Origin of the sequence: Sphingomonas sp. CFBP 13733 (assembly GCF_014841795.1) — a bacterium.
GTDB lineage: Bacteria > Pseudomonadota > Alphaproteobacteria > Sphingomonadales > Sphingomonadaceae > Sphingomonas > Sphingomonas aerolata.
The window spans coordinates 858,523-871,956 of sequence record NZ_JACYUP010000003.1; the positions used below are offsets into that span (position 1 = coordinate 858,523).

Below are 13,434 nucleotides of genomic sequence, written 5' to 3' on the forward strand. Positions count from 1 at the left end.
GCGACCCTGCCTGACACGGACGCGCTCGGTCGGCGCTTCGCTGCCGTGCGCGATCTGTCGATCGCGCTGGCCGCGCCGTTGTCGGATGCGGATGCGACGGTGCAGTCGATGCCCGACGCGTCGCCGACCAAATGGCATCTCGCGCATACCAGCTGGTTCTTCGAGACGTTCGTGCTGCGCGATCATGTCGCGGGCTACCGGCTGCACGACGAACGCTTCCCGTTCCTGTTCAACAGCTATTACGAGGCGGAAGGGCGGCGGCATGCGCGCGACCGGCGCGGGATGATCACGCGGCCGACGCTCGACGAAGTCCGCGCCTACCGCGCGCATGTCGATGCGGCGCTGATCGCGGCGCTGCCCGATCTGCCCGAGGCGGCGCGCGAACTGGTGGCGCTGGGGTGCCATCACGAGGAGCAGCACCAGGAATTGCTGGTGACCGACATCCTCCATTTGTTTTCGGAAAACCCGCTCGAGCCCGCGGTCTGGGCCGCGCCGCGCAAGGTGCCGGTCGAGATGCCGGGCGCGATCGGCTGGATCGAGCGCGACGCCGGGATCGCGCGGATGGGGCATGACGGTGACGGCTTCGCGTTCGATTGCGAGACGCCGCGACACGACACGCTGCTCGCGCGCCACGCGATCGCCGACCGGACGGTGACCAATGGCGAATGGGCGGCGTTCATTGCCGATGGCGGCTATAGCGAGCCGCGCCACTGGCTCGCCGATGGCTGGGCCTGGGTGAAGGCGGAGGGCATCGTCGCGCCGATGTACTGGGAAGAACGCGACGGCGGCTGGACGCGGTTCGGACTCGACGGGCGGCGCGCGATCGATCCGGCGGCGCCGGTGACGCATGTCAGCTTCTACGAGGCGGACGCCTATGCCAGCTGGGCGGGCGCGCGGCTGCCGACCGAGGCCGAATGGGAGGCCGTCGCGGCGGACTATGCCGGTGATGGCGGCAATCAGATGGATGCGGCGGGCCCGGTCGAGCCGCGGCCGGCACGCGCCGGCGACCCGGCCTTTTTCGGCGACGTCTGGGAATGGACGGGCAGCGCCTATCGCCCCTATCCCGGCTTCCGCGCGGTCGAGGGCGCGGTCGGCGAGTATAACGGCAAGTTCATGAGCGGGCAGTTCGTGCTGCGCGGCGGGAGCTGCGCGACGCCGCGCGGCCATGCGCGCGCGAGCTACCGCAATTTCTTCTACCCGCACCAGCGCTGGCAGTTCACCGGCGTCCGGCTCGCCAAGGATATCTGATGTTGAAGCGTGAAATCGAAGACGGCGAGCAGAGCCTGGCCGACCCCGCCTTCCGGGCGGACGTGCTCGCCGGGCTGGAACGGCGGCCGCGCGCGATTCCGGCGCGCTGGTTCTACGACCGGCGCGGGTCGGAGCTGTTCGAGGCGATCACCGACCTGCCCGAATATTATCCGACGCGGACCGAGCGTTCGATCCTCGAGACCGCCTGTCCCGAGGTCGCCGAGATTGCCGGTGCAGGACGTGCGGTGGTCGAATTCGGGTCGGGGTCGTCGAGCAAGACGCCGATCCTGCTGAGCGCGGTGGCGCCGTCGGTCTATGTGCCGATCGATATCTCGGGCGATTTCCTGCGCGAATCGTCGCGCGTGCTCGCGGCGCAGTTCCCCGAGCTGCTGGTCCTGCCGTTCGAGGCGGATTTCATGCGGCCGCTGGCATTGCCGAAGACGATCGCGGACACGCCCAAGCTCGGCTTCTTTCCGGGGTCGACGATCGGTAACATGATCCCGCTGATGGCGGTCGACCTGTTGAAGGCGATGCGCGCGTCGCTCGGGATTGGCGCGATGCTGCTGATCGGGATGGACCGGATCAAGGATCCGGCGGTGCTGGTCCCGGCCTATGACGATGCGCAGGGCGTGACCGCGGCGTTCAACATGAACCTGCTCGAGCGGATCAACCGCGAGCTCGACGCCGACGTGCCGGTCGAGGCGTTCCGGCACAAGGCGGTGTGGAACGATGACCGCGCGCGGATCGAGATGCATCTCGAGGCGCAGCGCGACGCCGCATTCACGATCGAGGGGCGGCCGTTCGATATCGCCGCGGGCGAGACGATCCACACCGAGAACAGCCACAAATACGGGTCACGCGATGCGCGGATCCTGTTGCGGTCGGGCGGGTGGACGCCGATCCGCGAGTGGACCGATCCGGCGGGGTTGTTCTCGCTGTATCTGGCGGAAGCGCAGGCGGAGCGGCCGGCGCCGTAAGGGCGGGGCAGGTGCTTCGACTTCGCTCAGCACGAACGGGGTTTGGTGTTTCGCGGCCCCGTTCGCCCTGAGCGCAGTCGAAGGGCGCGCCGGGTGCGCGCCGCTTCGACTTCGGTCGCTTGTGATCAGCGGCCTGCGGCGTCGTCCGCGTTCATGGGCTCGTCGCCCTGCTTCTTGGCCTCTTCGTAGCGCTCGATCGCCTCGATCGTGATGCGCTTGGCTTCCTCGGCATCGCCCCACTTGCCGACGCGGACCCACTTCTTCTTCTCGAGGTCCTTATAGTGGGTGAAGAAATGCTCGATCTGCTCGAACACGATCTCGGGCACGTCGGCACGGCCGCCGACGTTCGAATAATAGGGGAACACGTCGTTGACGGGGACGCAGACGAGCTTCTCGTCGCCGCCGGCCTCGTCCTCGAGGTTGAGCACCGCGATCGGGCGCGCGCGGACGACGCAGCCCGGGATGAACGGCGAGCGCGCGATCACGAGCGCGTCGAGCGGGTCGCCATCGGGGCTGAGCGTGTGCGGCACGAAGCCGTAGTTCGCGGGGTAGCGCATCGGCGTGTGCAGGATGCGGTCGACGAACAGCGCGCCCGATGCCTTGTCGAACTCGTACTTCACGGGCTCGCCGCCGGTCGGGACTTCGATGATGACGTTCAGGTCTTCGGGCGGGTTCTTGCCCGTCGGGATGAGGTCGATACGCATGGCGGTCCTTTCAGAAATGGCGGTGCCGGCCGCTTCCCCTTGGGGAGGCGGCCGGCACCGGAAAAATATCGGAACTGTCAGCGCGGCATCAGCAACTTGTCCAGTCCGCCGTCACCTGTACCGACCTTCTCGAGCCGCGGATAGCGCGGGCCGTCATGGTAATCGAGCGAGACGTCGCGGAATCGCTCGTTGTTTTTTACAGTCAGACGGATCGGCAGCTTTGTGCCCTGGGCCGCCAGAATTGCCGCTTTCATGCGGTCCGACGAGTAGGACTCGCCGTTGACCGCCTCGATTTCGGTGCCGACGTCGATCCCGGCGCGGAACGCGGGGCTGTCCCAGATCGAGGCAGTCACGACGCCGTCCTTGTTCATCACCAAGCCCAGCGAATAGCTGACATCGGTGCCGCGGCTCTTCTCCGCCTGCTTCAGATACGGGCTCTGCACGGGGCCATAGACCAGCTTGTAGCCGTTCATCGCAAAGCCGTTGATCGGCGCGGGCTTGCCCGTCTCGGTCAGCCGCGTGGTGAGGAAGCCGGCCCAGTCATAGGGCAGGATCCCGTTGAGCGTCTTGGCGACGTCGTCGAACGTATAGGTGACCTCGCCATAGTCACCGTTGCGGATGCCGAAGAAGGCTCGCGCGAAATCGTCGATCGACTTGGTGCCGCCCGACTTCTGGCGGAGCATCGCGTCGACCTCCATCCAGACCATCAGCCCTTCATTGTAGTAATCCTCCGACCGCTGCCAGCTGGTCCAGCCCTTGGGACGGCGCGACGAGATGACCGGATCGTTGGTGGTGTCGATCAGCGGGCGCCACTGGCGACCCTGCGCGGTGTCGTAGGTGCCCAGAATCGAGGCATAGCCGTCGAGCGTGTCCTGCTTGCTGACCAGACCCGAGCGCGCCTGGAGCACATAGCCCCAGAACTGCGTCTGGCCCTCATAGACCCAGAGCAGCGAGTTGCGCATCGGCGTGCGGAAATCGGGGGTCCACAGGTCGGCGCCGCGGCGGAACTTGCCGTCCCAGCTGTGCGTGAATTCGTGCGGCAACAGGTTGCGCGCCGACGCGCCCATCTCCCATTCGGTGAAATAGCCGGGGCGGACGCCGTTTTCCGAGCTGCGATGATGTTCGAGCCCGATCCCGCCGAGCTGGTCGGTGATCGAGAGCAGGAACTCGTAGTGATCATAATGCTCGGCGCCGAAGGTGCGCGCGGCCTGGTCGACGAGCCGCTTGTGCGCGTCGATCTGTTCGGGCTTGGCGGCGAGCTGGTCGGGGGTGTCGGCGAAGACGTTGAGGTCGACCTTCGGGCTCAAAGGCCAGACCTTGCCGTATTTGCCCGCGAGGATCGGCGAATCGACGAGGATCTCGTAATTGGTCCGGTCATAGGCATAGGTCGCGCCCGAGACCTTGGCGGGGACCGCACCCGCGGCGGTCCAGCCGGTCGGGTAGGTGACGGTCATCTTCACCGGGATCTGACGCGTATAATAGCCGGCGGGATAGAGGCTGACCGAGTTCGGCTGGAGGCTGATCATCGTCGGGGTCATGACGACACGGCCCTGGTCCGCCTTGGTCGCGGAGATGAACTGGAAGGTCGCGTCGAGCTGTCTGGTGCCCGCGGGGACGTCGATGTGGAAGGCGTAGACGTCGACCGGATCGCGCGTCCAGGGCAGGATCCGGCCGTTCGCGCGGATCACCAGCCCGGCGAGCTTCTCGATCTCGCCGCGTGGCGCATGGTTGCCGGGCAGCCATTTCGGGAAGAGCAGCGCCATCTTGCCCGATTTGGCGACGGGGATCGTCTCCTTGACGCGGAAGATGCCGCGCTCGGTGTCGGTCGCGTCGATGTCGAGCAGGATCGTGCCGGGATAGGGCGTGTCCTGTGCGGCGGGGATCGTGTCGACGAACGGCACCGGCTGTGGTGCGGTGTTGCCGGCGGGGACTTGCGCGACCGCGGGAAGTGCAGACGCGAGCAGGGATGCGACGAGAAGCTTGCGGATCAAGGAAAAGGCCTTCCGGCAGAGAGACGATGGTCAAGGTGTAAGCGGCAGAAAGGGCAGTCGTCCAGCCCTTTGCCGGGGGGTATAGTTTCGCGTCGCAGGCGTTTGGTGCGTCGCGCTTTGCCACATGCGCCGTCATCCTGACGAACGTCAGGATCCAGGGTTACGGGCGGTGGTGTTTATGGCTCTGGATCCTGACTTTCGTCAGGATGACGGAAGGGGCAGGGTCAGCTGCTGCCGAGCACGTTGATGGTGAAGGCGAGCACGCCGATGTTGAAGACGAACGCGGCCATGCACTGGCCGAGCGCGACCTTGCGCACGCGCCGCGACGTGATCTCGACGTCGGAGGTCTGGAAGGTCATGCCGAGCGTGAAGGCGAAATAGGCGAAGTCCCAGTAATCGGGCTCGGCGCAGGAGGGGAAATCCAGCCCGCCCGCGTCGCTGCCATCCGCGGCGTCGCTGTAGAACAGATGCGCGTAATGCAGCGTGTAGACCATGTTCGAGAACAGCCAGGCGAGCACGAGCGTCGCGACCGAGATCAGGATCGCGACGAGATCGGTCTTGCCCTGCAATTCCTTCGCCACCGCGACGAGCACGACGATCAGGATCGTCCCGCTGAACGCCAGCAGCACCGCGCGGTTGGCGTCGTTCTCGTCCGCATAGCGCCGCATCCGCTCCGCGGTGGCGTTGCCGAACAAGGTCGCGACGGTGGCGAGGAACAGGACCGCGGCGATATCGAACGCCGCCATCGTGCCGCGGCCCAGCCCCAGCCCGAGTCCGAACGGGGGGATCAGCGCGACGAGGCCGATCGCGAAGACGCATGCGAACAGCACGAAGCGCGGCGGGGCGATGCGCCGGCCGAGCCCCCAATAGCGGACGTCGTTGCTCATGTGACGGCGCTAGCGCTTCGCGGGCACGTCGCCTAGATACGCGCGCATCATGGCCAGAACAGAAACCCCGCGTCGCATCCGCGGCACTCAGGACATCTTCGGCGACGAGCAGCGCCGTTTCGCGCATGTTCTCAGCACCTTCGAACGCGTGCGTGCGCTGTATTGCTTTCAGCGGATCGACATCCCGGTGTTCGAATCCACCGCGGTGTTCGCGCGCTCGCTCGGCGAGACGACCGATGTCGTGTCGAAGGAGATGTACACGTTCGAGGACCGCGGCGGGGATTCGCTGACGCTGCGGCCCGAATTCACCGCCGGGATCGCGCGTGCCTATCTGACCGAGGGGTGGCAGCAGTTCGCGCCGCTGAAGATCACGACGAGCGGTCCGGTGTTCCGCTACGAGCGCCCGCAAAAGGGGCGGTTCCGGCAGTTCCACCAGATCGACGCCGAGGTGATCGGTGCGGCGGAGCCCGCGGCGGACGTCGAACTGCTGGTGCTGGCGGACCAGCTGCTGCGCGAACTCGGCATTGCGGACGGGGTGACGCTGCAGCTGAACACTTTGGGCGATGCCGAGACGCGTGAGGCGTGGCGCGCGGCGCTGGTCGCGCATTTCGAGGCGCATCGCGACGAGCTGTCCGAGGACAGCCTCACGCGGCTCGAGAAGAATCCGATGCGGATCCTCGATTCGAAGGACCCGAAGGACCGCCCGATCGCGGACAGCGCGCCCGATATCGACGCGTATCTGACGCCCGAGGCGCGCGCGTTCTTCGACGCGGTGACCGCCGGGCTCGATGCCGCGGGCGTCGCGTGGGAGCGCAATGCGCGGCTGGTCCGCGGGCTCGATTATTACCGGCACACCGCGTTCGAATTCGTGACCGATCGGCTGGGGTCGCAGGGGACGGTGCTGGCCGGTGGGCGCTATGACGGGTTGATCGGGTCGCTCGGCGGGCCCGAGACGGCGGGTGTCGGCTGGGCGGCGGGGGTCGAGCGGCTGGCGATGCTGCTGGAGGAGCCGGCGGCGGCGGGGATCGATGCGGTGGTCGTGCCGATGGGTGCCGCGGCCGAAGCGCGCGCGACCGGCATCGTTGCGGACCTGCGGCGTGCGGGCGTGGCGGTCGAGATGGCGTATAAGGGCAAGATGAAGGCGCGGATGGCGAAGGCGGATGCGCTCGGCGCGCGGTTTGCGATCATTCTCGGCGATGACGAGCTCGCCAAGGGCGTCGGCGCGGTGAAAGCGCTCGCGACCGGCACGCAGACCGAGGTCGCGTTCGCCGATCTGGCGGAGGCGCTGCGTTGAGCCTCCCCGTCATCCCGGCTCAGGCCGGGATCCAGCGCCATGAGGGCTGCGCCCGGTCACCCTGGATCCCAGCGTTCGCTGGTATGACGCAAGAGGGGGCGTCCGCATGACCCAGATCTCCCCGGACCGCATCCGCGCGATCGAGGCGCGGCGCGACGAGTTGCAGGCGCTGATGTCGACCGGCGACCTGCCGTCCGACCGCTTCGTCGCGGTGTCGAAGGAATATGCCGAGCTCGAACCCGTCGCGCAGGCGGCGACCGAGGTGCGGCGGCTGCGGCAGGAGGCCGAGAGTCTCGCCTTCATGGCCGAGGATGCCGATGACGAGCTGCGCGCGATGGCGTCGGAGGAATTGCACGAGAATCGCACGCTGCTCGAGACCGCGGACCGCAAGCTCGCGCTCGCCTTGTTGCCGCGCGATTCCGCAGACGAGCGCTCGGCGATGCTTGAGGTGCGCGCCGGCACTGGCGGCGACGAGGCGGCGCTGTTCGCGGGCGACCTGTTCCGGATGTACCAGCGTTATGCCGAATCGCAGGGCTGGCGGGTCGAGATGATCTCGGGATCGTCGTCCGACGCGGGCGGATTCAAGGAAGTCGTCGCCAGCGTCACGGGGCAGGGCGTGTTCGCGAAACTGAAGTTCGAAAGCGGCGTCCACCGCGTCCAGCGCGTGCCCGCGACCGAGGCGGGCGGCCGGATCCACACCTCGGCGGCGACCGTCGCGGTGCTGCCCGAGGCGGAGGAGGTCGACGTCAAGATCGACGACAAGGACCTGCGCATCGACGTCTATCGCTCGTCGGGGCCGGGTGGTCAGTCGGTCAACACGACCGACTCTGCCGTGCGGATCGTCCATATCCCGACCGGGCTGACGGTGATCCAGCAGGACGAGAAGTCGCAGCACAAGAACAAGGCGAAGGCTTTGCGCGTGCTGCGGACGCGGCTCTACGAGGCGGAGCGCGACCGGCTGCATGCCGAGCGCGCGGGCGCGCGCAAGTCGATGGTCGGGTCGGGGGATCGATCGGAGCGGATCCGGACGTATAATTTCCCGCAAGGCCGCGTGACCGATCACCGGATCAACCTGACGCTGCACCGGCTGCCGGAAATCGTCGCGGGCGACATGGGCGAGCTGATCGGTGCGCTGGTGTCGCAGGACGAGGCGGACCGGCTGGCGCAGCTGGATGGCTGAGCCTAGGTGCTCCCCCCCCTCCCGCGTGCGGGAGGGGGCCGGGGGGTGGGCGCGCGGCGTGTTCCAGGAAGGCGCCGCGTTCCGGTCTTTCGACGCATCACCGATGGTGCGGTCGCGGTGAGCGCGTGCTCACCCCCCAGCCCCCTCCCGCAAGCGGGCGGGGGGGTACGTCAGGCCCTCGCCACCGCGGCCGCGCGCTTCGCCTTCTCCGGCACCCCCCGCCTCGATGCCGAACTGCTCATGGCGCATGCGCTGGGCGTCGAGCGGAACGCGATCCTGCTCGATCCCGACCGCTACGCCGTTCCCGCCGGTTTCGCGGTGCTGGTCGAGCGCCGTCTGCGGCATGAGCCGATCGCCTATATCACCGGCACGCGCGGCTTCTGGTCGATCGATCTCGCGGTCGGGCCGGGGGCGCTGGTGCCGCGCGCGGACAGCGAGACGCTGCTGATCGCCGCGCAGGCGCATTTTGCCGGCGGTGCGCCCGCGACGATCCTCGATCTCGGCACCGGCCCCGGTACGCTGCTGCTCGCCGCGCTCGACGAATGGCCCGCGCGCGGTCTCGGCATCGATTTTTCGGCGGACGCGCTCGGCTATGCGCGCGCCAATGCGGCGGCGCTCGGCATGGCGGACCGTGCGCAGTTCGTGCGTGGCAGCTGGGCGGACGCGATAGAGGGGCGGTTCGACCTGATCCTCGCCAACCCGCCCTATATCGGTACCGCCGAGACGCTGCCGCCCGAGGTCCGCGATCACGAACCGCATGCGGCGCTGTTCGCAGGCGCGGACGGGCTCGACGATTACCGGATCCTCGCGACGCAGCTCCCTGCGCTGATCGCACCCGGCGGCGCGGCGGTGATCGAGATCGGCGCGACGCAGGCGAGACCGGTCTCGGCGCTGCTCGAGGCGGCGGGGCTGCACGTTGCGCTACATCATGATTATGGCGGAAACCCGCGCGTCTTGCTCGCGCGATGACCGGCGCGACTTGACGATTATGGCCCGCCGCCGCATATTTCGCTTGTGGGAGGCCCTTCCGGGCCGCTATCACGTGGGCAGGGGCACGCAATCTCGACAACTTGGTCGTTTTTGAGCGTTGACCCGCATCCTTCGCCTTAAAGTCGCTGCAGTCCGGCGGCCCTGGCAAGTCCGACGCATCGTCATCGGTGCGCGGCGGGGGGTTTGCACCGCATTTCGGAGCACGACCAGATTTTGGTTCGACGACTGAGGACACAAGCTTGATCAACAACCGGCAAGCCGGCCGCCGTCGCGGTCGTGGCAACAATAATAATGGCGGCGGTGGCGGCGGTGGCGGTCAACGCCAGGGCGGCGGCGGTGGTGGTGGCCAGGGTGGCCGCGACACCGGCAACCGCATCGACAGCCGCGCGCGCGGCAACGCGAGCCAATTGTACGAGAAGTACAAGAACCTGGCGCGCGACGCGCAGATGCAGGGCGACCGCGTCAACATCGAATATTATCTCCAGTTCGCGGATCATTATTTCCGCGTGCTGAGCGAAACCCGCGCGCGCTTCGAAGAGAGCCAGCCCCAGGCGCAGCAGCAGCCGCGTCGCCAGCAGCCGTTCGATCTCGACGGCGACGACGATTATGGCGACGAGGGCGAACCGATCCGCTCGGGCGAGCAGCAGGGCAGCCAGCAGAACGGGCAGCAGCACGGGCAGCAAAACGGCCAGCAGGGGTCCGGCGATCAGGCGGCGATGGCGAATGGCGGCCAGTCCAATGGCCAGTATTCGAACGCCCGCGCGCCCCGTGAGAACCAGGGCCGTGACGACCGCTCGCAGCGCGACGATCGCCCACGCTACGACGCGAACCGCAACGAGGGTCAGCGCAACGAGGGCCAGCGTAACGACGGTCAGCGTGGCGAGGCCCGCAGCCCGCGGATGACGCAGTCGCGCGACGAACAGCCCGGTGACGAGCAGGGCCAGCAGCGCGAGACCCAGCCCCGCGAAAACCAGGTCCGCGACGAGTATCGCGATGCCCCGCGCCGCGACACCATCCGTCGCACGCCCCGCGCCGCGCGTCCGGTCCAGGCCGAGTCCGAGCAGCAGGGCGAGCGCATGGAAGAGGTCGCCGCGCGCAGCGTAACGCCGGCCACGCCCGACGCAGCCACGTCCGACGACCGGTCGTCCGCGCCCCAGTTCACGGGCGAGCCGGTCGACGCCTCGACCGCGAGCGCCCCGGCGCCCGCGTCGGACGGTTCGGGCGAGGAGCAGCCCCGCCGTCGCGGTCGCCCGCGTCGCGACCGCAGTCTCGACGCGCCGGTCGCCACGGACGATGCCGCACCCGCGGCGTTCGACGCAGACCGCCTGCCGCCATCGCTCGGCATCTCGGCCTCGGCACCCGCACCAGCTGCCGACGCTTCGGCGGACGGCGCAGCCGCAGAAAAGCCGCGTCGCCGTCGCGTCCGCGTCGCCACCGACGAGGTCGAGGCGGGCTGACCGTCGCGCCAGACGGCAGTATCGAAAAAGGCCGGTACCGCGACGCTGCGGTACCGGCCTTTTTTCGTTTCCTCCCTCGACCGCGCCATCGCCCGGACGGCTAGTCGATCCGGGTCACGTCCTCGTCATGGCCGCTTCCCGAACTCAGGAAGACGAGCCCCATCAACAGCCCGGCCATGATCACCGATCCGCCGACCCCGCCGAGAATCGCGAGCATCGTCACGAGGTGCAGCGCCCCCTGAAGATGCGCCATCGCGACGATGACGCCCGCGGCGCAGATCGCCGCCGCCAGTATCATCCACGCCATGATCGTCCGGAACCGGCCCCAGGCGAACGCGGCATAGTGTGGATCGTCGAGTCCGGTCGGTGTCTCGGCAGAAGGATCGGTCATCGCTTTTCATTGCCGCGCAAACATGGTTTTCTCAAGCCACGCGCATGGAGACGCGACAAGGAGAGGCGGAGATGACGATCGCGACGATCCTCGAGACCAAGCGGCGGACCGGTGACGGCACGCGCGCGGACATGGTGCTGTCGCTGCACCCCGATGCGAGCGTCGCGGACGCGGTGGCGATGCTCGCGGAACAGCGGATCGGCGCGGCGCCGGTGCTCGACGACGGCCGCGTCGTCGGGATATTTTCCGAACGCGACGTGATCCATTGCCTGCAGGCCAAGGGCGCGGGCGCGCTGACGCAGCGGATCGGCGACGTGATGACGCGCGCGGTCAAATCGGTCGCGCCGACCGAATCGGTGATCGGCGCGCTGTCGCTGATGACCCAGCGGCGGATCCGGCATCTGCCCGTGATCGACCAGGATCAGCTCGTCGGCTTCGTCTCGATCGGCGATCTCGTCAAATTCCGGATCGACCGGATCGAGGCGGATGCCGCGGCGATGCGCGCCTATATCCAGTCCGCCTGACCCGCGGGCCCGGTCAGGGCGCGTATCCGATCAGGGCGTAACGGGGCGTTTGCGCAGCACCGCGACGAGCTCGCCGAGCGCCGCGCGCGCGAAGGCGAGCATCCCGCCCGCATAGACCAAACCGCCAACCGCGAGCAGCACCGCGAGGCGCCAGACCGGATCGAGCACTGGCAAACGCTGATCGACCAGCCAGACCGCGAGCGCCATCGCCGTCGCGGCCAGCGCGGGCGACGCGACCGCGCGCGCGACCGCGCGGGCGGGGACGCCGATCACCGGCAGGCTCCGCCACGCGCTGATCGCGAAATACAGCGGATAGGCCGCGATCCAGGCAAGGCCGAGCCCGGTCGGCCCCCACTCAACCCCGATCAGGAACGCGGTGCCGAGGATCACCGCGCCGGTCGCGCCGTTGCGCACGCCGATACCCGGTCGTCCCCGTGCATCGGAGGCGGGGGTCAGCAGCACCTGGAGCGTCATGAACGGCATCGCCAGCGCGAGCAGCCGGACGATCGGCGCGGTCTCGACCCATTTTTCGCCCAGCACCGTCAGCACCAGCGGCTCGGCGGTGACCGCGAGCCCGAGATAGAAGGGCATGGCGACGATCATCACCAGCCGCACGCCCTTCACGAACGCCCGTCCGATCGCGTCGGGATCCGCCTGCATCCGCGCATAGGCGGAAAAGGCGACCTCGTTGAGCGGCGGCACGAACTTGCTGACGAAGATCTGCGTGAGGAACAGGCTGGTCGTGTAGATGCCGAGCATGTGCGGCGAGAACCGGCGCCCGGCGATGAACACATCGGCCTGGCTCTGCAGGAACCAGAAGAGCTGGCTCGCCGCCATCACCCCGCCATAGCGCGCGAGCCGGCCCGCGCCGCGAAAGTCGAAGCTCGGCCAGACCAGCGACCGCGCGCTCCACGTCATCATCGCGCCCCGCACCGCGAACAATACGAGCGGGGCGATGACGAGCGTCCATACTCCCAGTCCGTAGAGCGCGCCACCAAGCGCGGTGCTCGCCGAAGCGATCGAGGCGGTGATGTTCGCCTTGGCCTGATGGCGAAAATCCATCGCGCGTGACAGCAGGGCGTAGGGCAGGGCGATGAACGGCGTGGTGAGATAGAGCAGCGCCTGGACGCGCAGCATGTCGGCGACGACCGGCTGGCGGTAATAGGCCGCGGCCAGCGGCGCGAGCACCAGCTGCGCCGCGGCCAGTGTCGCGTTTAGCAGGATCAGCATGCCGAAAAGCTGGCGCACCTCATGGCGGCTGATCGTCGCCTGCTGGATCAGCCCACTCGCCAGGCCATAGCCGTTGAGCATCGCCATGAAGGTCAGGATCACCTGGCACATCGCGAATAGACCGTAATCGGCGGGCGCGAGGATGCGGATCACCAGGAAGGTGGCGCTCCACTGGACGAGTTGCGCGACGATCTGGCTGCCCGACCGCCAGATCAGCGCACTGCGGACCTGCCCGGCGAGCGGCGCCGGGGCGGCCAAGCCGTCGATCGGCCCGTCGGGCGGCCGGTCCGCCAGCGGGTCTGCCGCCGGCGGGGCGCTGGGAATCGGCGTGGTCATCGGTCCGGCCCTATAATCGCCTGCGCTTCACAAGCACTTAAGAAAGCTGAGCGGGGATGCCGCGTCGCGTCCCTTGCTGGCACGCAGGGGCGTCGTCGTCGTGCCCTGCACGGCCCACACGGGCTGCCTGGGGGCGTAAGTCGGTCGAAATGAAGAAAATTGCCATAAAAGTGAAATTTGCGTTTGACGGGATTAGGGATGGGCCCTAGAGGGGTGTCACCGCAG

The 13,434-nt window shown here is 68.1% G+C and carries 12 protein-coding genes; 7 read left to right on the forward strand and 5 right to left on the reverse strand.

What is annotated here, in order from left to right; all coding sequences use genetic code 11:
* Positions 1-45: 45 nt before the first annotated feature.
* Positions 46-1,248 (forward strand): ergothioneine biosynthesis protein EgtB, encoded by a 1,203-nt coding sequence (gene egtB, locus IFT71_RS12555; protein WP_446740762.1) that lies wholly within the window; start codon positions 46-48, stop codon positions 1,246-1,248.
* Entirely contained in the window at positions 1,248-2,225 is a 978-nt protein-coding gene (gene egtD / locus IFT71_RS12560; RefSeq protein ID WP_192141161.1) for an L-histidine N(alpha)-methyltransferase, read from the forward strand. Before egtB ends, egtD begins: the two co-directional genes overlap by 1 nt.
* Positions 2,226-2,350: 125 nt before the next feature.
* On the opposite strand, the gene ppa is transcribed toward egtD, so the two are convergent.
* The 3 genes from ppa to IFT71_RS12575 form a co-directional block, all read right to left on the reverse strand.
* Positions 2,351-2,929 carry an inorganic diphosphatase gene (gene ppa, locus IFT71_RS12565; RefSeq protein WP_031393175.1) on the reverse strand — a complete coding sequence of 193 codons (579 nt, stop codon included), beginning with the start codon at positions 2,927-2,929 and terminating at the stop codon, positions 2,351-2,353.
* Between the two features lie 77 nt (positions 2,930-3,006).
* On the reverse strand, positions 3,007-4,920 hold the full coding sequence (locus IFT71_RS12570) for a M61 family metallopeptidase (protein WP_192141163.1): 1,914 nt from the start codon (positions 4,918-4,920) through the stop codon (positions 3,007-3,009).
* Between the two features lie 224 nt (positions 4,921-5,144).
* Positions 5,145-5,807 carry a DUF1345 domain-containing protein gene (locus IFT71_RS12575; protein WP_192141165.1) on the reverse strand — a complete coding sequence of 221 codons (663 nt, stop codon included), beginning with the start codon at positions 5,805-5,807 and terminating at the stop codon, positions 5,145-5,147.
* 49 nt (positions 5,808-5,856) lie between these two features.
* On the opposite strand from IFT71_RS12575, the gene hisS reads away from it, so the two are divergent.
* The 4 genes from hisS to IFT71_RS12595 all read left to right on the forward strand — a co-directional run bounded on the left by hisS (position 5,857) and on the right by IFT71_RS12595 (position 10,728).
* Positions 5,857-7,101, forward strand: a complete 1,245-nt coding sequence (gene hisS, locus IFT71_RS12580; protein ID WP_192141166.1) for a histidine--tRNA ligase — start codon at positions 5,857-5,859, stop codon at positions 7,099-7,101.
* Between the two features lie 106 nt (positions 7,102-7,207).
* Positions 7,208-8,281 carry a peptide chain release factor 1 gene (gene prfA / locus IFT71_RS12585; protein ID WP_107045050.1) on the forward strand — a complete coding sequence of 358 codons (1,074 nt, stop codon included), beginning with the start codon at positions 7,208-7,210 and terminating at the stop codon, positions 8,279-8,281.
* A gap of 117 nt (positions 8,282-8,398) precedes the next feature.
* Entirely contained in the window at positions 8,399-9,250 is an 852-nt protein-coding gene (gene prmC / locus IFT71_RS12590; protein ID WP_192141167.1) for a peptide chain release factor N(5)-glutamine methyltransferase, read from the forward strand.
* 260 nt (positions 9,251-9,510) lie between these two features.
* Positions 9,511-10,728 (forward strand): DUF4167 domain-containing protein, encoded by a 1,218-nt coding sequence (locus IFT71_RS12595; protein ID WP_192141168.1) that lies wholly within the window; start codon positions 9,511-9,513, stop codon positions 10,726-10,728.
* 100 nt (positions 10,729-10,828) lie between these two features.
* On the opposite strand, the gene IFT71_RS12600 is transcribed toward IFT71_RS12595, so the two are convergent.
* Positions 10,829-11,119 carry a hypothetical protein gene (locus IFT71_RS12600; protein ID WP_031394022.1) on the reverse strand — a complete coding sequence of 97 codons (291 nt, stop codon included), beginning with the start codon at positions 11,117-11,119 and terminating at the stop codon, positions 10,829-10,831.
* 71 nt (positions 11,120-11,190) lie between these two features.
* Here IFT71_RS12600 and IFT71_RS12605 point away from each other — a divergent pair, with 71 nt between their 5' ends.
* Positions 11,191-11,643 (forward strand): CBS domain-containing protein, encoded by a 453-nt coding sequence (locus IFT71_RS12605; RefSeq protein ID WP_192141306.1) that lies wholly within the window; start codon positions 11,191-11,193, stop codon positions 11,641-11,643.
* 30 nt (positions 11,644-11,673) lie between these two features.
* On the opposite strand, the gene IFT71_RS12610 is transcribed toward IFT71_RS12605, so the two are convergent.
* Positions 11,674-13,209 (reverse strand): lipopolysaccharide biosynthesis protein, encoded by a 1,536-nt coding sequence (locus IFT71_RS12610; protein ID WP_192141169.1) that lies wholly within the window; start codon positions 13,207-13,209, stop codon positions 11,674-11,676.
* Between the last annotated feature and the right edge of the window lie 225 nt (positions 13,210-13,434).

Bases quoted from the DNA above. Each gene is read 5' to 3' on its own strand.
- egtD (WP_192141161.1), top strand. From the start codon at position 1,248: ATGTTGAAGCGTGAAATCGAAGACGGCGAGCAGAGCCTGGCCGACCCC.
- ppa (WP_031393175.1), bottom strand. From the start codon at position 2,929: ATGCGTATCGACCTCATCCCGACGGGCAAGAACCCGCCCGAAGACCTG.
- IFT71_RS12575 (WP_192141165.1), bottom strand. From the start codon at position 5,807: ATGAGCAACGACGTCCGCTATTGGGGGCTCGGCCGGCGCATCGCCCCG.
- hisS (WP_192141166.1), top strand. From the start codon at position 5,857: ATGGCCAGAACAGAAACCCCGCGTCGCATCCGCGGCACTCAGGACATC.
- prfA (WP_107045050.1), top strand. From the start codon at position 7,208: ATGACCCAGATCTCCCCGGACCGCATCCGCGCGATCGAGGCGCGGCGC.
- IFT71_RS12600 (WP_031394022.1), bottom strand. From the start codon at position 11,119: ATGACCGATCCTTCTGCCGAGACACCGACCGGACTCGACGATCCACAC.
- IFT71_RS12605 (WP_192141306.1), top strand. From the start codon at position 11,191: ATGACGATCGCGACGATCCTCGAGACCAAGCGGCGGACCGGTGACGGC.
- IFT71_RS12610 (WP_192141169.1), bottom strand. From the start codon at position 13,209: ATGACCACGCCGATTCCCAGCGCCCCGCCGGCGGCAGACCCGCTGGCG.